Below are 25,910 nucleotides of genomic sequence, written 5' to 3' on the forward strand. Positions count from 1 at the left end.
AGCTCAGCGGCTTTATCTTACTTCTCAATGAGTAAGTATTTTTGTATTTTAATCATGCTTGATTGCCGTCATGTATCACGCAACATCTTGCTAATAAAATCGCCTTACTTTACAGTGGAAAACTGCTAGAATACCCTCACATGCCTGCGCGTATTAATCACTGACCAATTGAGTTAGTAAGTAGTAATAAGCGCCATGAACTTTTACCTTAGCATCGATAATTTCTTTACTTATTACGACACTATTGGCGTATTGGCTGATACGAAGTATGAGTAAGCATTGTATTGATTCTATCTGACAGCATTTATTTTCGTTATTCAATCCTCCATTATTTAGTAGGCGCTTTGTGACTGCATTAGCCAATATTCGTAACTTTTCTATTATTGCCCACATTGATCATGGCAAGTCGACCCTTGCCGATCGTTTTATTCAGATGTGCGGTGCCTTGCAAGACCGTGAAATGCAGGCGCAGGTCCTCGATTCTATGGACATTGAGCGTGAGCGCGGCATCACTATTAAAGCCCAGTCTGTGACCTTGTTTTATGACCATCCTAACGGTGAGCGTTATCAGCTAAACTTTATTGATACGCCCGGTCACGTTGATTTCTCTTATGAAGTATCACGCTCATTAGCCGCTTGTGAAGGTGCGCTATTGGTCGTTGATGCTGCGCAAGGGGTAGAAGCGCAATCAGTGGCCAACTGCTATACCGCCGTTGATCAAGGCTTAGAGGTAATGGCGGTTCTTAATAAAATTGACTTGCCACAAGTTGAGCCCGAACGTGTGATTCAAGAAATTGAAGATATCATTGGGATTGATGCCGTTGATGCGCCGCGCGTATCAGCGAAATCTGGTCTTGGCGTCGATAAGCTGCTAGAAGCCTTGGTCGAGTTTATTCCAGCACCGACTGGCGATCGTGAGGCGCCGCTCCAAGCATTGATTATCGATTCATGGTTTGACAGTTATTTAGGCGTGGTCTCACTCGTACGTGTCCGTGAAGGAACGGTCAAAAAAGGCGATAAGATTTATATCTTATCGACCAAAGAAGCGCATTTGGTCAGCTCGATTGGTGTCTTTACGCCGAAGCCTTTAGATACAGGGATTTTAGAAGCCGGTGAAGTTGGCTTTATCATTGCCGGTATTAAAGACATTGCAGGCGCTCCCGTGGGTGATACGATTACCCATTCTAAAACTCCTGACGTTGAGCGTATTCCTGGTTTTAAACAGATTACCCCGCAAGTTTATTCGGGTATGTTCCCAGTTGATTCTAGCGATTTTGAAAAATTCCGCGAAGCGCTGCAAAAACTACAGATTAATGATGCGTCATTATTCTTTGAACCTGATACCTCTGATGCACTCGGCTTTGGTTTCCGCTGTGGCTTCTTAGGTATGCTGCATATGGAGATTATCCAAGAGCGTTTAGAGCGCGAATATGACTTGGATTTAATCACTACGGCGCCATCAGTTATTTATGAGATTGAAAAGAAGAACGGCGAAATAATCTATGTGGATAATCCATCAAGATTGCCTGAGCCAAATAATATTGAAGAGTTCCGTGAGCCAATTGCCCGCTGTCAGATTTTAGTACCGCAAGATTACTTGGGTAACGTGATGACGCTTTGTATCGAGCGCCGCGGTGTACAGGTTGATATGCGTTTTATGGGCCGTCAAGTGCAGCTGATTTTTGATATTCCGATGGGCGAGGTGGTCATGGACTTCTTTGACCGTCTAAAGTCAGTATCGCGCGGTTTTGCGTCACTTGATTACAACTTCGAGCGTTATCAGGTGGATAAATTGGTCAAAGTTGACGTGCTGATTAATGGTGAGAAAGTCGATGCCTTAGCCATGATTGTGCACCAAGACCAAGCACGCTACCGTGGTAATGCATTGGTTGGCAAAATGAAAGAGCTGATTCCGCGTCAGATGTTTGATGTAGCGATTCAGGCCGCAATTGGCAGTCAAATTATCGGCCGTAGTACGGTAAAAGCCATGCGTAAAGACGTGCTAGCCAAGTGTTATGGTGGTGACGTTTCGCGTAAGAAAAAACTGCTCTCAAAACAGAAGGCTGGTAAAAAACGTATGAAGCAAGTGGGTAATGTGGAAATTCCACAAGAAGCCTTCTTAGCCGTTTTGCAAGTTGAATAAATCACCGATAAATGATCAAACGTCATCTGTCTTAATATCTTTTTTTAATATCTCATTTATTAATCATAAAGACTGGCAGATAAGTAGCTCGCTAATAGGCAAATAAGTATGGATTTTGATTTTAATTTGATTTTAGTACCTTTAACCATTGGTTTAGGTATTATTTGGCTATTAGACAAGCTGACGCTCAAACAACGTAAAACACGAGGCCGCGGTCAAGAAAGCTTGCTGGTGCGCTGGGCGTATGACTTTTTCCCTGTGCTAGCGGTGGTGTTGATTGTGCGCTCATTCTTAATTGAGCCGTTTAATATTCCTTCATCATCTATGGTGCCAACGCTATATACCGGTGATTTTATCGCGGTCAATAAATATGCTTACGGTGTGCGCCTGCCGCTCACTTATAATAAGGTGCTTGATACAGGCGCGCCTGAACATGGCGATGTAGCGGTCTTCCGCTATCCTGAAAATCCAAGTATTTATTATATTAAGCGCGTCATTGGTCTGCCGGGTGATACCGTCAGTTATAATCAAGGTACGCTAGCGATTAACGACACGCCAGTTCCTACCAAAGCGGTAGATTTTGATGCCGATGCTGAGCTGACCTCACAGTTATATCCAGCAGGACAAATTGCACCAGGCCAAGTCTTGACGGAAGACAATGCTATACAAATGGGTCAACAGGAAGAAAACGCAGCGCAGTACTTTGAAGAGATTCAAGGGGATAACAAACACTTGGTTCGCTACTTACCAGATATGAATAGCGCACAATATGCGCCATTTTTACAGCAAGAATCGCCAGAAGTAGTAAGTTCTGAAGGGACAGAATGGCGTATCAACGTACCAGAAGGTCATTACTTTGTGATGGGTGATAACCGCGATCGTAGTGCTGATGGGCGTTTTTGGGGCTTTGTTCCTGATGACAATTTAGCCGGTAAAGCGGTCTATATCTGGATGCATAAGCCACCCGGTCTTAACTTACCGACCTTTAAACGTAATGGTAGTATTGATTGATATCATCGATGCGCTAAAGATTGATTTACCGATAATAGTTTGTGCTAATATTATGCCTATCTAATAAACTGCTAACTGACTTAGATATATCGATTTAGAAACGGTGTTATTAAGTAAGATTAAAATACAGTTTTTGAACGTTTAGCGGTTTATCTATAGCAACTTAAGTAATTTACCCTTTGAGAGGTATTATAGTGCATCAATTATCTGGTTTGTCTTCGCAGCGCGGTGCTAGTGTCACTAGTGTTGTTTTTATCATTATCGTTTTGGGTGTGGCTGCAAAATTGATTGTCGCTATCGTACCGGCGCAGATTGGTGATTATCAGCTGACTAAAACGTTAAGCGCGCAGCTTAAAGAATCCAACGCCAATAAAGAAACAGCCAAACAGTTTGTTGAACGTGTCAATAGACAGCTGTCTATTAATGCGAATTATGATACGCAAGCAGAAGAGGTTTTTACCTTTACAGATAAAAAAACAGGGCAGTTGGCTATTCATAAGCAGTATGAAGTCACCAATAAACTTTTTGGTAATGTCGATATCGTTAATCGCTTCGAAGGCGACATTGATGCAACCACAGCCGAATAATGACCATTCTATTTCATAGAAAAGTGAAGGTTATTGCTTGATATTTACTTTTTTAAGAAATTTAATAGATTTTAATGCAGCACCAGTTCGTCACAATTCATATTCATTAATGCAACAAAAGGGATAATCACAAACCACGCATGAAACCAACTTCGCAGTATCCTCAGGCGGTTCCTAATCACCAAAAAAGTAGCATGTCTGATGACACGCTTATTATTAGCTCAGAATTTATTCAACGGTTAGCGATATTAACGCGCAAGTTGGGTTATGTATTTAATGATTTGAGTCTGCCTAAGCTGGCGCTCACCCATCGCTCGTTTGATAGTAAGAAAAACTATGAGCGTTTAGAGTTTTTGGGCGATGCGCTACTAGGTATGATAGTCGGTGAAGCGTTATATCACCGTTATCCGACGCAAAACGAAGGTCGTCTGACCCGTATGCGCGCAACTTTAGTCAGGCAAGAATCGCTGGTTATTATTGCGCAAAACCTAGAGCTTTCTAATCAATTGATATTGGGAGTCGGTGAGCGTAAAGGTGGTGGGCGCAATCGTGCTTCTATCCTAGCGGATGCCGTCGAGTCATTGATTGGGGCGATTTATCTAGACAGCCAAGATATGGATATTACCCGTGATTGCGTGCTGTCTTGGTATGGTGACCTCATTGATAATGTTAATGATCAAAAAGCGCTCAAAGATGCCAAAAGCCGCTTACAAGAATGGTTGCAATCTAAGCAGTTTGATTTGCCGCATTATGAGCTGATGGAAACCCGTGGCAATGCCCCGCATCAAATTTTTGTGGTGCGCTGTCAGGTAAATATTAATAACTGTCCTGATATTACTGAATCGGGCGAAAGTCGCCGTATCGCTGAGCAAAAAGCGGCAGAGCTGATGATTAATCAATTGCATAAATTGCCAGGTCAGCCTAAAAAACGCTCATAGCTAATTTTTCAAACGTGTTTCAAACAAAATTTTTAAAGTCCATTTTCTAAATACTTAGTTTTCTAAATACTTAGTTTTCTAAATACTTAGTTTTCTAAATACTTAGTTTTCTAAATACTTAGTTTCCTAAATACTTAGTTTTCGCTTGTTTTAATAAATGATTATTCGAAATACCAAATATTCTTAACACGATCAGATTTATGCCGCTTTAATTCAAACCAGCAATTAAGTGGCGTGACTGATGACAACCTCCATAGGATTAACCCATGAGCAATCACAACGACTTGCCATTAAATAATGAAGATAATGCCAAAAATATGACCGAAAACACCAATACCAGTTCAACCCAAAACCATGCTGAATCAAATAACGCTAGATTAAATGATACTAAGCTAAATGTTGATAGCACAAAAGATGCTATGTTAGAAAACCATGCATTAGAAAGTAACGCAATAGAAGACAACGCGCTAGAAAATGATACGGCTATTGAAGAGTTCTTTTCACCTAATAACAATGTCCATATGGCTGATGGTTTTAAAACTGGTTACGTCGCCATTGTTGGTCGCCCGAATGTGGGTAAATCAACCTTGATGAACCACTTGTTGGGTCAAAAACTGTCTATCACCTCGCGTAAACCACAAACGACCCGCCATCGTATTCACGGTATTTTGTCTAACGATGAGATGCAAGCTGTGTTTGTTGATACCCCAGGTATTCATCGCAATGAAGTACGTGCTATCAATGAGCGCATGAATAAAGCCGCGGTATCTGCACTGGTTGATGTTGACTTGGTCTTATTTGTTGTTGATTCAGATCAATGGCGCGATGATGACTTATTAACACTACAAAAACTTGGCGATACCAATCTGACCGTGGTATTGGTAATTAACAAAGCCGATACTTTAAAAGATAAAGGCAGCGTGTTGCCACTGATCGAAACCTTTAGTGACAGTTTCGATTTTGCTGATATTGTCCCTGTTTCCGCTTTAAAAAATCAAAACTTAGATCGTTTGCAAGAAGTGATCGCCTCACATTTGCCAATCGCTGATCCTATTTATGATACCGAGCAAATTACCGATCGCTCAGAGCGCTTTTTAGCCAGTGAAATCATCCGCGAAAAAATCATGCGTAGTGCAGGCGATGAAGTACCATACGATTTAACGGTACAGATTGATGGTTTTAAAGACGAAGCGGCGCATATAGACCCAAAAACTGGTCGTCCCCGTAAAGCTTGTACCTTTATCGATGCGACCATTTATGTCGAGCGCAGTGGACAAAAAGCAATCGTCATTGGTGATAAAGGTCAGCGTATCAAGCAAGTGGGCATGGATGCGCGTAAAGATATGGAACAGCTGTTTGATAAGAAAATTATGTTAACACTGTGGGTAAAAGTGAAGCGTGGTTGGTCTGATGATGAGCGTGCTTTGACCAGTTTAGGATATTAATAGCGCTTTAACAGAAATGGCATGGTGTCATATATTTGTGTCGCCATGCATTTATATCATCATTGCTGAGGTAATAATCCATGCGTAATGAAGCGTTAATCGGTTATTTATTACATCAGCGTCCTTACCAAGAAAAACGCGCCTTATACTATTTATTTTCTCAGCAACATGGGGTTATCCACGGGATTGGCAAAAAAGGCGCGCCGCTCTTTATGCCACTGCAACTTTTTGCAACTGGTAAACGCGATTTAAAAACATTCAGTCAGATTAATATTGCGCCATTAAGCTCAATTCAAGGTTCTGTAACACAAGATTTTTTAGCGCCAGAAGACAGTCAGGCAAACCTAGCAGAAGCGTTGCACCACGAGAGTATTAGTGGGCAACATCAGTATGCTGCCCTTTACTTGAATGAGATATTATGGCGGCTATTACCTACTGAAGATCCTATGCCAGTATTATGGCAACACTATCAAAACAGCCTATACCAGCTTAAGCAACCTTTAACTGCGGACGAGTTGCGTTTGTGTTTGCGCCAGTTTGAGACCTATTTGTTTAATGAGTTGGGCTTTGCTTTAACGTTAAAACATGACAGTCTAGATCAGCCTATTGAATCCAATGCCATGTATCGCTTCTTGCCTGATGTGGGCTTGGTAGCGATTGTTCATAATGATGATAACGAAAACGCAATAGCGCAAACAGTTTTTAAAGGTAGTGAGGTTCTAGTGATGGTAGAGCAGGGCATATCTGCTGTTACTCTCAATACTTGGTCACGTTTACATCGACAACTGATTGATCATCTGCTTGACTACCAACCATTACAAAGTCGTTTGCTTTGGCAGCAGCAACAACGCTATCAATCCTAGGGTTTATAAAGGTTTTATACCCCACTTTTTAGTAAATGATCTGGATATTATTGAAAGGATTTTTTATGACTAATATAACGGCAGTACAGGCAGCTAACTCAACACAAACCTTAGAGAGCAGCTTAAAAAAACCTCTATTAGGGGTCAATATTGACCATGTAGCGACTTTACGCCAAGCACGAGGTGTCAACTATCCAAGCCCATTGGTAGCCGCTCTGTTATGTGAGCAAGCAGGGGCAGATGGCATCACGATTCATTTGCGTGAAGACCGTCGTCATATTCAAGATACCGATGTGTACGAGATTGCCGAGCAGCTGACCACAAGAATGAATTTAGAGATGGCAGCAACGACTGAGATGCTTGAGATTGCTCGCAAGGTCAAGCCATTTTGGGTATGCTTAGTGCCAGAGAAGCGTGCTGAGTTGACTACCGAAGGTGGTCTTGATATTGCAGGGCAGATGCCTTGGTTGACGGATTATATTGCCAAGTTACAAGCAATCGGTATTAAAGTCTCTTTGTTTATTGATCCAGAAGCTAAGCAAATTGCTGCAGCGGTAACCTGCGGTGCCGATGCGATTGAGCTACATACAGGTGCTTATGCTGAGGCAGGTCTAGCCGGTAACTTCGAGCGAATGAATACTGAACTTACGCGGATTAAGCAAGCGGTGCGGACTGCCCAAGATGCTAATAGCAATATGCTGATTAATGCAGGCCATGGCCTCACGCGCGATAATGTCTATGCAATTGCCCAAATTGACGGTATATATGAGCTAAATATCGGCCATGCGCTTATTGCCGATGCCGTCTTTGTTGGATTAGAGCAGGCGGTGATTATGATGAAAAATGCTATGCATCAAAGTGCTTAATTATTTTAACCTTATCATTTTTTACTTTCCGCAATCAGTAGGGTGGCTCGCATTAGGTTTATAAGTCACACGGCCACCTTGACTGAAGGAGATTTGATACATGGTATGATTGTAGGTAGAAGTCGGACAGTATTTAAAATGTCCGAAATGACCGCGAGGCTTACCGCTATCGCCCCAGAATTTAGTGTAATGGCGCTTATCTCCCACACGTAGATATAATGTACTGTATTTAGGCTCTAAGGCTTGTTCTTCTAGCAAGTCGTCGACCCCTAAATCAAAATTTTTATTATTGTTTCTATCTAAGAATAATAATAACTGCTTATAACTGTCTCTATCGCAGATAGCACCATTGTTAGACAGGCAAACCAGCAAGTCTTGTCTTCTTATGTAACTTTCAGCTTTTGCTAATGTCAGCGTATTCCTGATTTGACTTTCAATACGTTTCGCTTCCATACGAGCTAATTGCTCTAAGATATAAGGCGTCGCAATCATTGTTAGGATAGCTAAGACTGCGATTGTGACTATCAGCTCTAATAAAGTAAAACCCCGCTCATTCTTTGGCTGAAATTGCTTTTGTCTGTCGGATAAGACTTTATATGATTTCATCATGATGAACTGCTACCTATATAAGAGGTATGGCAATATATGAGAGGTCATTGAGCAAGGATTTCTAGTATCAATATTTTTAATATCAATAATAACGTTCAGCTTATACTTAACTATTAACATTCAGCATCATGCGTAATCTAGATTATTGATGTATATAATATTTCATTAAGCTTCAAGTGCTTAGCTAAATAGTGAAAAAATGTTCATTAGTGCAAATATAAACTAAATATATGTCTACTGTCAAAAAATGTTTCAATTCGTGAATGAGCAGTTTTATCAATAGAGAAAACTAAGGTTTTGTATTAAAATGAAGCCAAACAATAGGTATGATTCGTTTCATCACCTATTGCGACCTAACATACAAAAGATAAAAAGTGTAAAGTGTGTTAGTTCTCAGTAAGTTAAGCTGGCTAATGTGTTTTAGTTATGACATTATCGTGTAATAATGTGTAGCTGGTTAACGAAAAAAGTTGTAAACTGAATTGATAATCGCTAAGCTACTTCTTAATTGGTTTTGCTTTGTAATTTCAAATTCGTAAATGATGTCTATTTTCAGCCATCTTGAGAAGCGGTTTTGCTTAACGCATTACTAAAATTATCCTTTGGAGGAAGTTCATGAAATTAAATAAAATTGCTTTGGCATTGTTTGCCATCACAGCGGCCCCACTAGCAGCAAACGCTGGTGTTACTATTAGCCCATTACTACTTGGTTATCATTACAGCGAAGGCGCTGATGATGAGCAACGTGAGCTATTAGAAAACTATAATGGAAGCGGCGAAAACTTTTATAAAGAAAATGGTTTATATACTGGTGCAGCACTCGGTATTGAACTAACGCCTTCTACTCAGTTCCAAGTTGAGTATGGTGTATCTAATACTGATGCTATCAGTAGCTTAGGTAGAACTTTAGACACAGAACAAGAAATGATTTCTGGTAACTTCTTGATTGGTTTTGAAGAATTCAGCGGCTACACTGATAACGCATTTAAACCATATGCATTAGTTGGTGCTGGTCAATCTAAAATCGAAATCGAAGATGCTTCTGGTAACGAAGTTACAAGTACTAAAGATACTATCGGTAACCTAGGTCTAGGTGCTATGTATCGTATCAATGATGCGCTAAGCTTACGTGGTGAAGCTCGTGCGATTCATAACTTTGACCAAAACTGGTGGGAAGGCATGGCTTTGGCCGGTCTAGAAGTTGTACTAGGTGGTCATTTAGCACCTACAGTAGCTGTTCCACCAATGGAAGAGCCTAACGTAGTAACTCCACCAATCGTTGTTGTTGAGTCTGATCTTGACTCTGACGGTGATGGCGTACCTGATAGCATCGATGCATGCCCAGGCACTCCAATGAACGTAGTGGTTGATGAGCGCGGTTGCCCAGTACCAGTAGATATTACTGATGAGCTGAAAATGGAACTACGTGTATTCTTTGATAACGACAAATCAGCTATCAAAAACCAATACAAACCAGAAATCGCTAAAGTAGCAGAGAAGATGCGTGAGTATCCTAACTCTACAGCACGCGTAGAAGGTCATGCTTCTAAAACTGGTCCTTCAGCACGTTACAACCAACGTCTATCTGAAGCCCGTGCTGTTGCAGTGAAATCTATGTTGACTAACGAATTTGGTATCGCACCAAACCGTCTATCAACAGTTGGTTATGGTTATGACCAACCAATCGCTGACAACAACACTGAAGAAGGTCGCGCTATGAACCGTCGTGTATATGCCATCATCACTGGTGACAAAACCATGACTGTTGAACAAACTAAAGATATGGTTGTTCAATAAGTAATAGCTACTAATTATGTTATAATGTAATTAGTTACAAAAAAAGTCACCCTTTGGGTGGCTTTTTTTTATTTATGTGTTGAGAAAAGTAAGTTATTGCATAAAATCATGATGCAATAATGTTATACTAACGACCCAAACACTTTGTAAATTGACAAAGTGTACATTAGCATAGCTATCTGTACGATGGATTTACCAGCATAGGTCTTTGATTTTAATAATATTAATCGATTGTGCCTATTGCGCAATCATTTAATCATAAAATAATCATGTCTATTTGGTTGGTGGTAACAGTTTATCCAGCGGTGCTAACTGCTACTGCATTTTTTTAAGACGAAACGAGCATTTTATATGGCGAACGATATCAAACACCTGCGTAACATTGCAATTATTGCCCACGTTGACCACGGTAAAACCACTTTGGTTGACAAGCTATTACATCAATCTGGTACTTTTGGCGATCGTGCAAACATTGCTGAACGTGCAATGGATTCAGGTGATATTGAGCAAGAGCGTGGTATTACCATCTTGGCAAAAAATACAGCCATCCGCTGGACAGATGATACTGATGGCACTGAATACCGTATTAACATTGTTGATACCCCAGGTCACGCCGATTTTGGTGGTGAAGTTGAACGTGTTATGTCAATGGTTGACTGCGTACTATTAGTCGTTGACGGCGTTGATGGCCCGATGCCACAGACGCGTTTTGTGACTCAAAAAGCATTCGAGCAAGGTCTAAAACCAATCGTTGTTATTAACAAGATTGACCGTCCAGGTTCACGCCCTGATTGGGTAATGGATCAGATTTTTGATTTGTTTGATAACCTTGGTGCGACGGATGAGCAATTAGATTTTCCAGTTGTTTATGCCTCAGCATTGAATGGTATTGCTGGTTTAGAAGCAGACAACTTAGCGGACGATATGACGCCGCTGTTTAAAACCATCGTTGATGTGGTTCAGCCTCCTCAAGTTGATGCTGAAGCGCCATTCCGTATGCAAATCTCTAGCCTTGATTACAACAGCTTCGTTGGTGTTATCGGTATTGGCCGTATCCAGCGCGGTAAAGTAAAGACCAATACACCAGTAACTGTCATTGATAAAAATGGCGATACTCGTAATGGCCGTATTCTAAAAATTATGGGCTATCATGGTCTTGATCGTATTGATGTAGAAGATGCACAAGCAGGTGATATTGTTTGTATTACTGGTATCGATGCGCTTAATATCTCAGATACAATTTGTGATCCTAGCGCTGTTGAAGCGTTGCCAGCATTGACTGTCGATGAGCCAACCGTATCTATGAATTTCCAAGTAAACAATTCACCGTTTGCTGGTCGTGAAGGTAAGTTTGTGACCTCACGTAATATTCGTGAGCGTCTTGAGCGTGAATTGATTCATAACGTGGCACTACGTGTAGAAGACACTGAGTCTCCTGATAAATTTAAAGTATCAGGTCGTGGTGAGCTTCATCTGTCTGTATTGATTGAAAACATGCGCCGTGAAGGTTTTGAGATGGGTGTTTCAGGCCCAGAAGTTATCGTTAAAGAAGTTGACGGTAAGCTACAAGAGCCGTATGAAAACGTTGTTTTTGATATCGAAGACGCGCATCAAGGTCCTATCATGGAGCAGGTTGGCTTGCGTAAAGGCGAGATGACCAATATGGAGCTTGATGGTAAAGGTCGTATGCGTATCGAAGCGACAATGCCTGCCCGTGGTTTGATTGGTTTCCGTTCTGAGTTCCTAACCTTAACTTCAGGTACAGGTATCATGACGTCAAGCTTCTCACATTACGGCCCACAGAAAGTTGGTGATGTTGGTGCTCGCTCTAATGGTGTCTTGGTTTCTATGGCGAAGGGCGTTTGCCTAGGTTTTGCGCTATTTAACCTACAAAAACGCGGTAAGTTGTTCGCTGAGCCACAGCTAGAAGTATACGAAGGTATGATCGTTGGTTTGAACTCGCGTAACGATGACATGGCAGTTAACCCAACGACTGCTAAGCAGTTGACCAACGTCCGTGCCAGTGGTACTGATGAAGCGCTAACCCTAACGCCAGCGGTTAAGTTTACCCTTGAGCAAGCACTTGAATTTATTCAAGATGACGAGCTAGTAGAAGTAACACCGAAGGCCATTCGTCTTCGTAAGCGCTACTTGACTGAGAGTGAGCGTAAGCGTCACGGTCGTAAGAAAGGTGCTTAATTATTGACAAAAAATGATATTAATCATACATTTTGTTAAGAATTGAGAGAAGTATTTGATATTGGTAAAGATCTCCTTTATTTATATTAAGTCAGAGTTATAATCAGCAGTATAGAGTGAGTCGAATATGGTTCACTTTATATTGCTTTTTTTATGTCTGTTTTTTATATATAATAATACGGCTAATCAATTGGATTGGTTTGTTTAGAATTGCTTACGTCATTTTTAATACGCTGCCCTTAAAACGTGATTTTTAAGAGGTAGCTTTTAAGAGGTAGCTTTTAAGAGACGGTTTTTAAGAGACGGTCTCTAAATGAGATTAACTATTCGGCTGTTTATCTGACCATAGGTTTATCTGACATAGATAAGACTTTTGAGGAGTGACATTATGAGTATGGTATCTGAGTTTAAAGAATTTGCTATAAAAGGTAATGTGATGGACCTAGCGGTCGGTGTCATCATTGGCGGCGCTTTTGCGACCATCACGACCTCTTTAGTTGAAGACATTATTATGCCTATCGTCGCTTTTATTGCTGGCGGCGAAATCAACTTTAAAAATATGTTTTTCATGTTAGGCGATGCACCTGAAGGCGTTGGTATGACTTACGATGCGCTTAAAGAGGCAGGTGTGCCAGTATTGGCCTATGGTAGTTTTATCACTGTATTGATTAACTTCCTGATTTTAGCGTTTATTATTTTTATGATGGTCAAAATGGTGAATAGATTACGCCGTGAAGACGAGGTAGAAGAAGCAATAGAAGAGCCGTCAGAAGAGGTGCAATTGCTTCGTGAGATTAGTGCTAAGCTGAGCAATACTCACATTACAAAATAAAATCATATCATTTATTTACGACAATAAAAAAGGCTAACGAGAAGTTAGCCTTTTTTATTGTCGATTGATAAGCCCGATGCTTATAACTTATGGCGTCACTACTACATAGTCATTGGTATTAATTAGAATCTCTGAAGGACGATCGACAACAATACGCACGACATTATTATCAACGACTTGTGATTTATAGTAATTGTCTTCAGCAACCGTACAGCCTAAGCAGCGTCCCATCGCATCCCATGGCTCAACGAATAACTTTTGCTGTGCTTGATCTGCATTGCCTCCAATCAGCGAGAAGGGTAAGCTTACGATATAGGCGGCAGTTCCCGCTACCGCAGCTACCAATTGTAGTGGTTTACCGACAATCGTGTCTACTGCCATGGTCTCGTAAGAAGGGCCAAAATCAGTTTCATCAATTTCTATCGCTGCTAAAGCGGGTTGCATGCTAGCAAAAACTAAGCTTACGCTTGCCATCATGGTCAGTAACTTATATTTAGCGGTGCGTTTCATGTTAGCTGGAGCACTCATAATAATATCCTAAAACTCATAAGTAGTATGATTAATAGCTGCTGCTATTTCCACACAGAGACAAATTCCCTATAGAAATAAGGCGACAACGATAGTTATTCTTAATATTACAGATAAATAAACGGTTTGCACTATTTATGTAAATATTAGCACTATTAAAGCAAGATGTAGGCTAATAAGCAACAAAAATGCGCAGGATATCTGTATTAGCAGAGCGTTTTTTTATTATGAGTCATGCTAAATGAGTTTAGGCAGGACTATAAATAGGCAGTTTAAAGTAACTAAGCAATGATATTGCTTTAAACCTGTATAGTCTTATTAAGCAGGAATTATTTACTATTGATTGGCTGACAGGCAGGGCAAAAAACACTGGCACGTCCATTAAGCTTAACGTTTTCTAATAGTGTGTCACAGTGTGGACAAGTTTCGCCTTGCCTGCCGTAGACATTTAAGGTTTGTTGAAAATAACCCGTTTGGCCGCTAGCAACGGTAAAATCCCGTAGGGTGGAACCGCCAAGGGTTATCGCCTTTTTTAAAATTGCTTTGATATGGTCAACCAAAGTCATTATTTGCTCATAAGAAACTTGATGAGCGGGCGTTGCAGGATGAATGCCTGATAAATAAAGACTTTCAGTCGCATAAATATTGCCAACGCCGACGACGATTTGTTGTTCCATAATAACGGATTTAATGGCGCGTTTGATTGGTTGCTTGTTAGGTGTTTTATTGGCCGTCGCTTTTTTAGGGTTGCTTTGATTATTGCTGCTTTGATTAACGATACTGTCATTAGGGGTTGGATTTGGATTATTTGAGCGTTGAATTAAATGATATAAATAATCAGCGGTAAATTCTGCTGATAATGGCTCAGGACCCAAATGATCTAGTAGCTTAGGGCCATAATCATCAAACCATAATACCGATCCAAAGCGCCTTGGATCATAGTAATGCAGCTGTGTTTGGCTATCATCAGTACCACTGAACGTCACTACCAAATGATCGTGTTTACGCTTATCAGTGCCATAGCTGTGTTGCTGTAAGCTACCTGACATACCCAAATGAATCAACAGTTGACGCGGGGCTAAGTTCTCAGGTTGGATAGAGGCGTTGGTATTCGCAGAAATAAGAGGTATAAAGTTCAGAATTAAATACTTTGCTCGGCGCTCAACGCTATCCAAAGTGTAATCAACCAGTTGAGTCAAATCATCAGGCATCGACCAGCGTAGTTTTGGTTGGAAGACTTTGACATTGGTGACTTGCTGACCTAATAGCGGCGTAAGGCTGGTTTTGGTGGTTTCTACTTCGGGTAACTCAGGCATAGTATTTCTTATGAAAACTCTATTATGGATTAAAGGTGTTCTTGGAAAATTGTGCTAGCTTAACTGTCAGGCAACCGCGCGGCGCGCATGTAATATACCATGCTGCTGCTCAAGTTTGGCCAGTAGTTTAGATAAATGGGCCAGCCCCGAGACTTCAATATGAAACTTTAAAAAGGCAATATTGTCATCATTGCTTAACGTTTCAACTTGACGAATGTTGACGTTTTCTTTATCAATAATTTGGGTCAAATCGCGCAGTAATCCGCGTCTATCATAAGCTTCTACATGAATATCTACCGGTTGATAACGACCCGATTTAACGGTCCAAGCAGCATCAATTTCGCGTTCAGGGTCGCGCTCAATCAAGCGTAGATATTCAGGGCAGCCGCGATTATGAACGCTGACGCCGCGTGACAAAGTAATATAGCCTGCGATAGGTTCACCGTGGACGGGATGACAGCAGCCTGCTAGGTTAATCTCGATATTATCCAAACCATCGATATGAATTTTATAGGCATCAAGTTTCCCGGCATCTCTAGTGTCAATGCTAGGGGTAAAGTCGTCTTCAGGTCTTTCCGGCTCTAGATGGAGCTGACGAGAAATATGACTGGTCAGCTGGTTAAGACCGATATCGCCGGTCACCAAGCCGACGACAATATCATCGGTATTATTGACATTAAAATGCTGCGTATAGTCGTTTAAATCGATACTGTTTGGATGTACCGATAAACGCTCAAGCTCTTTGCTAAGCATTTGGCGACCTATCTCAATATTCTTATCGCGGTCTTGTTTGTTAAACCATTGACGCAGCTTTGAGCGCGCGCGGTTGGTATGAATATAACCAAGCGAGGCGACCAGCCAATCGCGGTTCGGCTCACGCGATGCTTTGGTAATAATCTCTACTTGTTCGCCCGTCTTTAACTGATAAGTCAGTGGCACATAACGCTGATTGACGCGCGCTGCTTGGGCACGGTTACCAACTTGCGTGTGTACATAATAGGCAAAATCCAGTACCGTCGCGCCTTTTGGCAGCTCAGTGATATCGCCATCACGACTAAAGATATAAATACGCTCGAGCTCGTCAAAATCAACCAATTGCTCTTCTTCGTCAAACTCGATTTCTTCTAATTCTTCGCCGGTTAATAATGCTGAACGCGGCTGATTGCGCGTCTCATTATTGATAGAAAGCAGTTGCCGTAATGAGCTGATTCTTTGGTTAAGGTAATTATCCTTTTTGTTCTTCAGGCCTTCTTTGTAGTTGACGTGCGCGCACATGCCAAGCTCGGCTTCAAAGTGCATCTCATGCGTACGAATTTGTACTTCAAGCGATTTATTTTCGGCAATGACTGCCGTATGTAGTGAGCGATAACCGTTAGATTTTGGATTGGTAATATAGTCGTCGAACTGCTCAGGGATATAGCGCCATAGACCATGTACCAATCCCAAAACGTGATAGCAATCCGAAGGGTTGGTGACCAAAACGCGCAGCGCGCGAATGTCATAAAGCTGATCAAAGGACAAGCCTTTGAGCTTCATTTTCCGGTAAATAGAATAGATATGCTTAACGCGCCCTGAAACCTCGGCTTCGATACCGGCTTCTGCTAAGGCTGCATTGAGCTTATCTTGTACACGCTGAATGTAAGACTCACGTTCGCTACGTTTTTCTGATAATAGCCGAGCAATCTCTTTATAGCGCTCAGGAGCAAGATAGCGGAACGCTAAATCTTCAAGCTCCCATTTTAGCTGAGCAATACCGAGCCTATGAGCCAATGGCGCATAAATAGTCATGACCTCGCGCGCGACACGGTGTTGCCGCTCTTCATTAGAAAAGGTCAATTCGCGCATGGCAAAAGTCCGCTCAGCCAATTTAATCAGCACAACGCGTACATCATTGGTGACGGAGATAAGCATGCTATAAATATTCGATAGCTGATCACGCTGGTTATTAACAAAGTGATCTTCTAAGCGCTTATTGCTTTCGATAATCTCGGACAGCTTACCCATTGCCAAGGTGTCTTTGACCAAGGTTGAGATATCAGCGCCGAATTTTTTTTCAATTTCAGCTAAGCTGATAATCGATTTACGGGCGCTACGATAGAGCATCGCTGCGACGAGCGCATCTTCATCTTGATAAAGGTAAGTCAAAATATCGGTCATCGCAATACCCGTGACGTAAGCGCCTGAGCGCTCAGATTCACTGGTATTCATATGACTGCGGATAAACTCGCAAGCAGCGGCAAGATCGGGTACAGACTCTTGACCGATACGCTTGGCGACATTATCAAGCCAAGTGGGGACGTCGATATTTATTTGATCTAAATCAATCGCTTCAAGCTCTTTTTCTGAAAGCGTAGAGCTGTCATCAAGAAGCTGATTTTCCAAATACTCATCTTTAAGATTCGGGTCATGGCTATGATAAGCATACTGAGCAGAGCGATCAAAAGTGGTGTGCAGCTTGTGAGTAGCAAGCTGATGTTTGATATCGAGTGGAATTTGGGCATAGCTATTGGCAGACTGGTGCGAGCGTTGGCTCGCGACCAGTTGTGCTGCCAATGTTGCGCTATCGGCTTGCGTGGTTTGTCCATCTACCAGCGGTAATCCTTCACGAATTTTTACCATAGCCCACTCCTCTTAGCTATTCAAAATTGATTAGCGCCTCATTTGCCACGCAGACTTAAATTTTGCGATAGGCAAATAACAGCGATAAATCAATTCAGCCGCTAAAAATCCTTTTCTAGCAGCTATAAAATGTTAGAGATAAATAACATATAGAGCCATGAGTACCAAGACTCATGATATCTCGATTAAGAAGGCCTCAATATATTGGTTATTATTATCTCATTTTGCAATGACAAATCAAGCAAGGCTCTGTAATGATCATGTCGGTGTTGATAACATACAGCATTATTAACCTTATCGCTTAATCCGTTTTTGCATAAAGCGATGCGGTTAAAAATGAGCGTTATGTTTCTTAAAATGTCACACTTAAAAAGCCATGCTCGAAAAACCACGCTTAAAGAGCCATGCTTTGAAAGATTAGTCGCTTAAAGCAAGTGCTAAGCTGAAACTTTTTCAAAGCGCGCGATCGACTCAACGTGACCGGTATGACAGAACATATCCATCACGCCTGCATGCGTCAAACGATAGCCTTGCTCTAACAAGGCTTTGGTATCGCGGGCGAGGGTAGCAGGGTTACAAGAAACATAGACAATACGTTCGGCGTTAAATTTCGGTAGATATTGCATGATTTCCCAAGCGCCCGAACGCGGTGGGTCAATAAGTAACGCATCAAAGCCTTGATTGGCCCAAGGTTTATCGGTGCAATCTTGGGTTAAATCTTGGCTATAAAACTCAGTATTATTAATGCCGTTGCGACGAGCATTGTCAGCCGCACGGGCAGTCATTGCTTCACTGCCTTCAACGCCGACCACCGAGCCTGTTTCGCCAACTAAACGCGCGAGCGGTAAGCTAAAGTTGCCCAAACCACTGAATAAATCTAGCACGCGTTCGCCCGCTTTTAAGTCTAACAAATCACAAGCAAGCTTGGTCATTTGACGGTTTACCGATAAATTGACTTGGGTAAAGTCGGTTGGGATAAACTCAAACGTCAAATCATACTCTGGTAATTGATAATATAAGCGCCCAAACTGCTCACTCATATCGTCACTCTCCGTCAAAGCAATACGCTGAATGCTATCGGCGCCTTTTGACTGTAAATACAACTGCCAATTGCGCGCTGCAAAAAACGTTTTTAGCTTCTCGATATCAGCATCTGATAATGGCGCTAAATTACGCACGATAAGCGCAACCGGCTGATTGCCATCGGGTAGCTCCGGCATCGCTTCACCCATAGCCAGTTCAAGCTGGGCAATTTTGTCACGGCTCTCTAAGGTGCTGATAAGTGCTTTTAAGTTTTCAATCTCAAAACCAATCCGTGGGTCTAAGATATGACACTCATTTAACTCTGCTAAAAAGTTGCTTGAGCGCTCACGGAAACCAACCAAGGCGGTTTCTTTTTTGGCCACATAACGCACGCCCAATCGTGCTTTGGTACGGTAACCTAAACGATCACCGACCACCGGCGCGAGCCAATGCTCCGGTTCGACATTGGCTTGATGGATAAGCATCTCAGCAAGCACAGATTGCTTAAAGTTTATTTGACCCTCTGGCTGCCAATGTTGCAGATTACAGCCACCGCAGACGCCAAAATGCGGGCAGGGTGGTACAGCGCGCTCAGGGTTTGGATTGGCAGTAATGCTCACCGCATCACCTTCTTCAAAGCTGGTACGGCTATTGGTAATTTTGACTAAGGCGCTTTCGCCCGGTAGCGCAAAGCTGACAAAAATCTTTTTGCCATGCTTGTCTTCGATATGGCCATCAGCTTCACCAAAGCCATTGCCGTATACCGCAACGCCGCGACCATCATGTGACAAGCCATCGATATTAAAAGGTAGTGGCTCAGCATCTTTTAAACGGCGCCGCGTTTTTGATGACGGCTTGGATTTTTTCTTACTTGGCGGAATGGTAATGGTCTGAGTCTCGTTAGGCTGTTGGCTGGTATCTAAGATGGTAGAGTTTTTTGAATCGGTGGGTTGCATAAACCTGCCTTAAATAATAAATAGTAAGTAATAAATGATAAATGATAAATAACGATAAATGAGGGTGAGACGTTAATTGTTAAAACAGCCATCTTTATAAAGACGTTTTTATAAATACGTCCGTTATATAAAAATGTCTGCTATGGTGCAGGCGCAGATGACCAATCGGCAATAAACTCATGATGGCGTGGGCTGCCATCTGCTTGGGTATAATTTGCCAAATAATCACGGCTTTGCTGCTGCCACGCGTCAAAATCTGGAGAGGATAACTGACCAGTCAACCGTAACCAGCGCAGATATATCAGCCAGGTATTCATCACATCGGATTCGCAATATATTGACAACGTTTGCCAATCGCCATTGCTGACCAGATCGCCAACCATGCTGCCATCAACATCGGTCTTACCGGGTAAGCCGTAAAGACTGGCAACGACATCCATAGCTTCACGGCGGCTGGCACCGTATTGGCTAAATCTGTCCATCAAATCAAGATGGCGAGTATGGAAACGATTAACATAGTTATCAAAGCGCATGTTTTTGATGCGCTCGCCTTCTTCAAATAACCACGGCGCTGCCAAGTCATACTGCATCGCGCGATAAATAAGCACCGGAATATCAAAGCCTGAGCCGTTCCAACTAATCAGCTGCGGCAGCTTTTCAAGGTCACTGAATGCACGGAAAAATTTGCTCAGAATGTCTTTTTCGCTAAACTTATCTGCCGTCAAAGAAAATAAAGAAAATTGACCGTCTTTAATATAAAGGGCAGAAATACAGACAATACGCTGCAGCGGCAAACGCATAAAGTCATGTCCCGCTTCTTGGAGTCGCAGCGCCGTCAATGCGCTTAAGGCATCGGCATCGTTTAGCTCAGCCAATTGCGGATAAATACGGCGGGCAGCCTCGGTATCGGCAACCGTCTCAATATCAAAGACCAAGATAGGTTTGGACGAAAGAGCGTTTGACATAAATAATCCTACCTAACTATTGGCTTTGGTTGATGACTGATAAAACTATCATTGCTGAGCTTATGATTTATTCGCTTATGCTGCTGCATTGTGCGTACATTCTATTTCTGACTTTCTACTGCGTACTTTTTATTTTTCACTATCTACATTGTCTTTCACGTTACTGTCGTCAGCATCGTTGTCGATAACATTATATAAGCCGGTTGATAAATAACGATCGCCGCGATCACAAACGATAAAGGCAATAACCGCGTCTGGATTTTCTTTTGCGACTTCGACGGCTGCCCATGCGGCAGCGCCTGAGGATACACCAGCAAAAATGCCTTCGGTTTTGGCCAGTTTGCGCATATAGACTTCGGCGATATGTTGATCGACATCCATGATGTCATCAATCAAGTCGGCTTCAAAAATACCCGGCATGTAAGCAGCAGGCCAGCGGCGAATACCGGCGATAGACGCTTCTTCATCAGGCTGCAAACCGATGATTTTAACAGCAGGGTTTTGCTCTTTAAGATATTGCGCCACCCCAGTGATGGTACCAGTGGTGCCCATAGAGCTGATAAAGTGAGTGATTTTACCGTCCGTTTGCGCCCATAGCTCAGGGCCGGTGGTCAGATAATGTGCTTGTTTATTATCAGGATTATTAAATTGGTCTAAGACGATACCTTTACCATCCGCTTGCATCTGCAGCGCCATATCGCGTGCCGCCTCCATACCTTCATCAACTTCGATTAGCGTCGCGCCGTAAGCGGTCATGGCATCCTTACGCTCTTGGGTCGAGTTGGTTGGCATTAATAAGGTCATCGGATAACCGCGCATCGCCGCAACCATGGCTAAAGCTATACCGGTATTGCCGCTGGTGGCTTCAATCAACATATCGCCCGGCTTAATATCACCGCGCAGCTCAGCCTGATAAATCATATTAAACGCTGGACGGTCTTTTACCGAGCCGGCAGGGTTATTACCTTCAAGCTTTGCAAGTACCACGGCCCCATTGGCAATCTGCTCTTGCTCAGGCAGACGATGCAATTTAACCAATGGCGTCTGACCTACGCAATCGGCAAGGTCAGTGATTTGCGTAATAAAATTGGCGTTTGACTGGGCCGTAGCGGACATAAGGTATCCTTATTAATTATTAAGTTTTTAATAGGCGCTGTTTAAATGATAGGTACTAAGACATTAACAGGCCAGTACTTCATGACTATCAGGTATTGAGGGTGACGCAATAAAAAGTTGCGTCATTATATCATTTTGTTTTCAGCTGCGCTTAATGCATAAATTTTTATTGAGGATAGCTTATTTGTTTATAACCTTGTGTATTTACATTAATGTATAAGTTATTAAGCATAAATATGAGGCGCAGCTTGTTGAGCAATAACGCTTGCTTAATAAGCATTGGTTAATGAAGATGAGCCAACGAATGGTTAACCGCCCCTGATAGAATCCTGCTAAGATAATCTCAAGCTATAATTGCTGGCCTGTCCTTAATGTTTAGCCAATTATTAACACATAATCGCATCGTACAATATTTATCACCAATAATATCTGTCACCAATATCAGTGGAGAGTAAACCCAGCATGGCTTACAAAAAACGTTTTGATACCAGTAGCGCTTATGGTCAGCTGATTATATTGGTATTTTTGCCGATTTGTTTATTGGCAGCGGTAGGTGGCATTTTGGTGTTTTATGAAACCATGCGCGCCAGTAATTCTGAACAGGAAGTATTGGCAGAGGCGGTGCTGATTCGTTATACGCCTGCGATTGCGGAGCTCGTCCCTGAACTACTAGAGCAAGAAAAGCAGCAAGCAGAAACGGGCGACGGTAAAAGCAAGACCGATACTAAATCGCAAGTAGCGATCGCGACGCTAGAAGGTATTCGAGATAGGCTCGGGCGCATGCAGTCGGAGCAGCATGTCCAACGTATTGCCATTATCAATCAAAACAATGAAGTACTGGCCAGTGTCGGCTATGGTATCGATGAGGCATGGCCACTGATAGATGCATCAGAGCGCTTTTTATCGCAAAAGCCCACGCCTATTGGCACAGCTTACGGTAGTACCTTGGGTGAGTTTGACGGGCAGCAAGTGTGGCTGATGGTCGATATGGATAATGAACCGCTTTATATCGCCCGTTATCGTATTGCCATGGCGCTGGCGATTACCGGCTTATTTACCATTTTAATTTTATTGTTAAGCTTAAATATCTATTCAAAACGTTGGATTGCGCCGATTTACGAGCTGCGTTTGCAATTACAACGTACCCATGTCGATAATCTTTATCAGCCTATTCCGGTTGAATCGAATGGTGAGCTGAATTTATTACAGCAAGATTTGGTCAAGACTTTACGTCGTTTACATGCCAGCTTCCAAGATTTAAAAGACCATGCCGAGCAAACTGAGGATGATTTGCGTTTGGCATTTGATGAGATGGAGATGCAAAACATCTCTATCCGTAATGCGCGTGATGCGGCAATCTCAACCAGTCAAGCAAAATCGGCGTTTTTGGCCAATATCAGTCATGAATTGCGTACACCCTTAAACAGTATCGATGGTTTTATTAATTTGCTGGCGCGGCACGGCGAGCTTAATCCTGAACAAGATTTGTATGTGCAAACCATTCGTAAATCGTCGGCGCATCTGTTAGCGTTGGTTAATGATGTGCTCGATTTCTCCAAGATTGAAGCGGGTAAACTAGTACTTGACCGTCACGAGTTTGACCTTTATGACACCATTTATGATGTGGTCGATATGCTATCGCCGGTTTCTGCAGAAAAAGGGCTGCGCATGGCGGTGTTGTTTTATAACGACGTGCCGATGCGCATCAACGGCGATGCCCTGCGTCTTAAACAAGTACTGACCAATATCGTCGGTAATGCCATTAAATTCACTGATAGCGGCGATGTGGTCGTTCGCGTCAGCTTAGACGATCATCGCGACAATTATTTGATGATTAGCGTGCAAGATAGCGGTAAAGGGATTTCATTATCTGACCAAAAGATGCTCTTTCAAAGCTTTAGCCAAGGCGATCCATCGATTACGCGTCAATATGGCGGTACCGGTTTGGGTCTGGTCATCTCCAAGCAGCTAACGCGGCTGATGGGCGGCGATATTGGTTTTTATGACAATGTGCAAGAAAACATCTCTAACCAAGGGGCAACGTTTTGGTTTCGGATGCCAGCCCATGTCGATGTTCTAGAGGCGGCTACTGGGCAAACGATTGAGTTGCCCGTGCTCGCGCCACTTGCCAGCGATACGGACGAGTTTAATGTGCTGGTTTGGATCAATCATACGGCATCGATACAGGTGCTGAAAGCCAGCTTACAACATTTACCGATTACCCTGACCCAAGCCAACTCTTTACCGGGCGTACTCGAGTCTCTCAAAGAGCGCGGCAATTATTGGGATTGGGTCATCGTGGATGATGATACCCAAGACGATATGATGGCGCTACTCAAACAGATTCGCCTGCATTATCAGGGTAAGCTGGCAGTATTTGGCTATCAAGTTGCCGCTGACCAAGCACTGCTTAATCGTTATCATGCCAACATTTTGTATGAGCCATTGGATAAAAGGCAGCTCTATGCGATGCTTGATACGCAAAAGCGTAGCGCTCCGAGTGGCGTTCAAGAGCCGCGCTGGAAAGGCGTTACCGTCTTAGCCGTCGACGATCATCTACCAAACTTACTGGTGCTTGATGCGCTATTAAGTGAGCTTGGTATCCATGTGATTACTGCCAGTAGTGGTTTTGATGCCATAGAAATCATCAGTAAACAGCAAACCAAACATATCAAAACCGCTAAAAATGAAAAACAAAGTCTGTCGAAAAAGACCCAAATATCTAAAGCCGAAGCCCGCGACGACGTCAGTAAATCAGCGGTTAACTCATTACATCTTGACGATGCCACGACAGATGATAAAGGCAATACGGCGCACAAAAACAGCATTGATTTGATATTTATGGACATTCAAATGCCGCGTATGTCTGGGCATGAAGCGGCGCGGCAGATCCGTAATATCGAAACCCCTGATCATCATATTCCCATTATTGCTTTGACCGCTCATGGCTTAGCTGATGAGCGCGAGAAGCTGATTGCTAGCGGTATGAATGATTATGTCGGTAAGCCTATTAGTCAGCCACAATTATTACAAGTGCTACAAAAATGGCTTGGCCGTACCACTTCAGTGCCGCCAATAACCGCCCTTACTAACGATGATTTACACCCTGCAAATTCGCCCAGCTCGGATTTACCAAGTTCTAATTTTAACAATACATTAACGCAAGACTCTTTAACGGCGTATACAGGTCTGACAGCGCCGACTTATCCGATGGTTAAAGGCGATGATAGTCATCGCGATGCTGATTCTCATAGAGATGCTGATTCTCATAGAGATGCTGACGCGATCAGTCCAGCAAAAATCACCCGACCTTTATCGCTCAAAAAAATCCGTGATGACTATTTGCGTGACAGTCAGCCGCGTGAAGATTATAGACGCGAAACACCGCGCGAAACCCAACCACGTTACGAGAAGTCACGCTATGAAAAGCCACGCTATGAGAATTTACGCTATCAAGGGCAGGGGCAAGCACCATTGGGTTATCCGCCCTATCAAATGACAGAGAGTGCTAAAGATGAGCAAACTGTAGAGACAACGCAAGGGCAAAGTAATACGAACTTGGGGGCAAACGCCCTTGATACTTCGGAGATTTTAAATTGGCAAGATGCGTTGACGCGTTCAGCCAATAAACCCGATTTGGCTGCCAAGCTGATTATTATGATGCTCGATACCATTAATGATGAAAAGCAAGCGTTGATGCAGGCATGGGAGAGTCGCAACCGCAGTGCGCTTGCGCAAATTGCCCATCGTATCTTAGGCGGCAGTCGCTATACGGGCGTGCCGCAGTTACGGCAAGCCAGCCAAGATTTAGAGGATAAATGCTTATTAAATATCCAACATACCACGCCCGCTCAATTTGCGATGCTCGAGCCTTATTATGAAGCACTATTGACCGCGTTAAATAACTTACAAACACTGGATTTATCGGCTTATCCACAGCTTAATTATCACCGCCTAAGTGAAAATGATATGACGTGGAAAATGATTTAAGGCAGCTGGTTTTATAGGGCTGAGGCAAAACTGAGCTAGAGTTGAGACAGAACTTGGATGGTCTTGACGATAAACGATACCCTAGCAGTCAGTTATTGATAAGGAAG

The 25,910-nt window shown here is 42.7% G+C and carries 18 protein-coding genes; 11 read left to right on the forward strand and 7 right to left on the reverse strand.

Going from position 1 to position 25,910, the window contains the following annotated elements:
- Positions 1-346: 346 nt before the first annotated feature.
- The 7 genes from lepA to PG901_RS09720 all read left to right on the forward strand — a co-directional run bounded on the left by lepA (position 347) and on the right by PG901_RS09720 (position 7,853).
- Entirely contained in the window at positions 347-2,143 is a 1,797-nt protein-coding gene (gene lepA, locus PG901_RS09690) for a translation elongation factor 4 (protein ID WP_201562237.1), read from the forward strand.
- A gap of 108 nt (positions 2,144-2,251) precedes the next feature.
- The gene (gene lepB, locus PG901_RS09695; protein WP_201625079.1) at positions 2,252-3,154 is read left to right on the forward strand and encodes a signal peptidase I; all 903 of its coding nucleotides are present in this window, start codon (positions 2,252-2,254) and stop codon (positions 3,152-3,154) included.
- A 194-nt stretch (positions 3,155-3,348) separates the two neighbouring features.
- Positions 3,349-3,741, forward strand: a complete 393-nt coding sequence (locus PG901_RS09700; protein WP_227692310.1) for a DUF4845 domain-containing protein — start codon at positions 3,349-3,351, stop codon at positions 3,739-3,741.
- Between the two features lie 140 nt (positions 3,742-3,881).
- Entirely contained in the window at positions 3,882-4,679 is a 798-nt protein-coding gene (rnc, locus tag PG901_RS09705) for a ribonuclease III (protein WP_183619926.1), read from the forward strand.
- Between the two features lie 266 nt (positions 4,680-4,945).
- Positions 4,946-6,124, forward strand: coding sequence for a GTPase Era (gene era, locus PG901_RS09710; protein WP_201625078.1), 1,179 nt, complete (start codon positions 4,946-4,948; stop codon positions 6,122-6,124).
- A gap of 80 nt (positions 6,125-6,204) precedes the next feature.
- On the forward strand, positions 6,205-6,987 hold the full coding sequence (recO, locus tag PG901_RS09715; RefSeq protein ID WP_201625077.1) for a DNA repair protein RecO: 783 nt from the start codon (positions 6,205-6,207) through the stop codon (positions 6,985-6,987).
- A gap of 65 nt (positions 6,988-7,052) precedes the next feature.
- Positions 7,053-7,853 (forward strand): pyridoxine 5'-phosphate synthase, encoded by an 801-nt coding sequence (locus PG901_RS09720; RefSeq protein WP_201625076.1) that lies wholly within the window; start codon positions 7,053-7,055, stop codon positions 7,851-7,853.
- Positions 7,854-7,874: 21 nt separating this feature from the next.
- Here the strand turns inward: PG901_RS09720 and PG901_RS09725 are convergent, their stop codons facing one another.
- A complete protein-coding gene (locus PG901_RS09725; protein ID WP_201625075.1) occupies positions 7,875-8,462 on the reverse strand; it encodes a pilus assembly FimT family protein in 588 nt (195 codons plus the stop codon).
- 615 nt (positions 8,463-9,077) lie between these two features.
- Here PG901_RS09725 and PG901_RS09730 point away from each other — a divergent pair.
- The 3 genes from PG901_RS09730 to mscL all read left to right on the forward strand — a co-directional run bounded on the left by PG901_RS09730 (position 9,078) and on the right by mscL (position 13,290).
- A complete protein-coding gene (locus PG901_RS09730) occupies positions 9,078-10,259 on the forward strand; it encodes an OmpA family protein (protein WP_201625074.1) in 1,182 nt (393 codons plus the stop codon).
- A 351-nt stretch (positions 10,260-10,610) separates the two neighbouring features.
- A complete protein-coding gene (gene typA, locus PG901_RS09735) occupies positions 10,611-12,458 on the forward strand; it encodes a translational GTPase TypA (RefSeq protein ID WP_201562223.1) in 1,848 nt (615 codons plus the stop codon).
- A gap of 388 nt (positions 12,459-12,846) precedes the next feature.
- Positions 12,847-13,290 carry a large conductance mechanosensitive channel protein MscL gene (mscL, locus tag PG901_RS09740; RefSeq protein ID WP_201619862.1) on the forward strand — a complete coding sequence of 148 codons (444 nt, stop codon included), beginning with the start codon at positions 12,847-12,849 and terminating at the stop codon, positions 13,288-13,290.
- Positions 13,291-13,377: 87 nt separating this feature from the next.
- Here mscL and PG901_RS09745 read toward each other — a convergent pair whose 3' ends face one another.
- The 6 genes from PG901_RS09745 to cysM form a co-directional block, all read right to left on the reverse strand.
- Positions 13,378-13,818 (reverse strand): hypothetical protein, encoded by a 441-nt coding sequence (locus PG901_RS09745; RefSeq protein WP_201625073.1) that lies wholly within the window; start codon positions 13,816-13,818, stop codon positions 13,378-13,380.
- 329 nt (positions 13,819-14,147) lie between these two features.
- Positions 14,148-15,134, reverse strand: coding sequence for a bifunctional DNA-formamidopyrimidine glycosylase/DNA-(apurinic or apyrimidinic site) lyase (gene mutM / locus PG901_RS09750; protein WP_201625072.1), 987 nt, complete (start codon positions 15,132-15,134; stop codon positions 14,148-14,150).
- A gap of 66 nt (positions 15,135-15,200) precedes the next feature.
- Complete coding sequence (locus PG901_RS09755) at positions 15,201-17,753, reverse strand: RelA/SpoT family protein (RefSeq protein ID WP_201625071.1); 2,553 nt, start codon at positions 17,751-17,753, stop codon at positions 15,201-15,203.
- A 437-nt stretch (positions 17,754-18,190) separates the two neighbouring features.
- On the reverse strand, positions 18,191-19,732 hold the full coding sequence (gene rlmD / locus PG901_RS09760; protein ID WP_201625070.1) for a 23S rRNA (uracil(1939)-C(5))-methyltransferase RlmD: 1,542 nt from the start codon (positions 19,730-19,732) through the stop codon (positions 18,191-18,193).
- A gap of 140 nt (positions 19,733-19,872) precedes the next feature.
- On the reverse strand, positions 19,873-20,697 hold the full coding sequence (locus PG901_RS09765; RefSeq protein WP_201562211.1) for a 3'-5' exonuclease: 825 nt from the start codon (positions 20,695-20,697) through the stop codon (positions 19,873-19,875).
- 129 nt (positions 20,698-20,826) lie between these two features.
- Positions 20,827-21,813, reverse strand: coding sequence for a cysteine synthase CysM (gene cysM / locus PG901_RS09770; RefSeq protein ID WP_201625069.1), 987 nt, complete (start codon positions 21,811-21,813; stop codon positions 20,827-20,829).
- 462 nt (positions 21,814-22,275) lie between these two features.
- Between cysM and PG901_RS09775 the strand changes: the two genes are divergently transcribed.
- Complete coding sequence (locus PG901_RS09775) at positions 22,276-25,803, forward strand: ATP-binding protein (RefSeq protein ID WP_201625068.1); 3,528 nt, start codon at positions 22,276-22,278, stop codon at positions 25,801-25,803.
- Positions 25,804-25,910 lie beyond the last annotated feature (107 nt).

This window comes from Psychrobacter sp. ANT_H3, from assembly GCF_027919975.1.
Lineage (GTDB): Bacteria > Pseudomonadota > Gammaproteobacteria > Pseudomonadales > Moraxellaceae > Psychrobacter > Psychrobacter maritimus.

Bases quoted from the DNA above. Each gene is read 5' to 3' on its own strand.
- PG901_RS09725 (WP_201625075.1), bottom strand. From the start codon at position 8,462: ATGATGAAATCATATAAAGTCTTATCCGACAGACAAAAGCAATTTCAG.
- typA (WP_201562223.1), top strand. From the start codon at position 10,611: ATGGCGAACGATATCAAACACCTGCGTAACATTGCAATTATTGCCCAC.
- PG901_RS09730 (WP_201625074.1), top strand. From the start codon at position 9,078: ATGAAATTAAATAAAATTGCTTTGGCATTGTTTGCCATCACAGCGGCC.
- rnc (WP_183619926.1), top strand. From the start codon at position 3,882: ATGAAACCAACTTCGCAGTATCCTCAGGCGGTTCCTAATCACCAAAAA.
- PG901_RS09765 (WP_201562211.1), bottom strand. From the start codon at position 20,697: ATGTCAAACGCTCTTTCGTCCAAACCTATCTTGGTCTTTGATATTGAG.
- era (WP_201625078.1), top strand. From the start codon at position 4,946: ATGAGCAATCACAACGACTTGCCATTAAATAATGAAGATAATGCCAAA.
- mscL (WP_201619862.1), top strand. From the start codon at position 12,847: ATGAGTATGGTATCTGAGTTTAAAGAATTTGCTATAAAAGGTAATGTG.
- recO (WP_201625077.1), top strand. From the start codon at position 6,205: ATGCGTAATGAAGCGTTAATCGGTTATTTATTACATCAGCGTCCTTAC.
- PG901_RS09745 (WP_201625073.1), bottom strand. From the start codon at position 13,818: ATGAGTGCTCCAGCTAACATGAAACGCACCGCTAAATATAAGTTACTG.
- PG901_RS09775 (WP_201625068.1), top strand. From the start codon at position 22,276: ATGGCTTACAAAAAACGTTTTGATACCAGTAGCGCTTATGGTCAGCTG.
- mutM (WP_201625072.1), bottom strand. From the start codon at position 15,134: ATGCCTGAGTTACCCGAAGTAGAAACCACCAAAACCAGCCTTACGCCG.
- PG901_RS09720 (WP_201625076.1), top strand. From the start codon at position 7,053: ATGACTAATATAACGGCAGTACAGGCAGCTAACTCAACACAAACCTTA.
- lepB (WP_201625079.1), top strand. From the start codon at position 2,252: ATGGATTTTGATTTTAATTTGATTTTAGTACCTTTAACCATTGGTTTA.
- cysM (WP_201625069.1), bottom strand. From the start codon at position 21,813: ATGTCCGCTACGGCCCAGTCAAACGCCAATTTTATTACGCAAATCACT.
- rlmD (WP_201625070.1), bottom strand. From the start codon at position 19,732: ATGCAACCCACCGATTCAAAAAACTCTACCATCTTAGATACCAGCCAA.
- PG901_RS09755 (WP_201625071.1), bottom strand. From the start codon at position 17,753: ATGGTAAAAATTCGTGAAGGATTACCGCTGGTAGATGGACAAACCACG.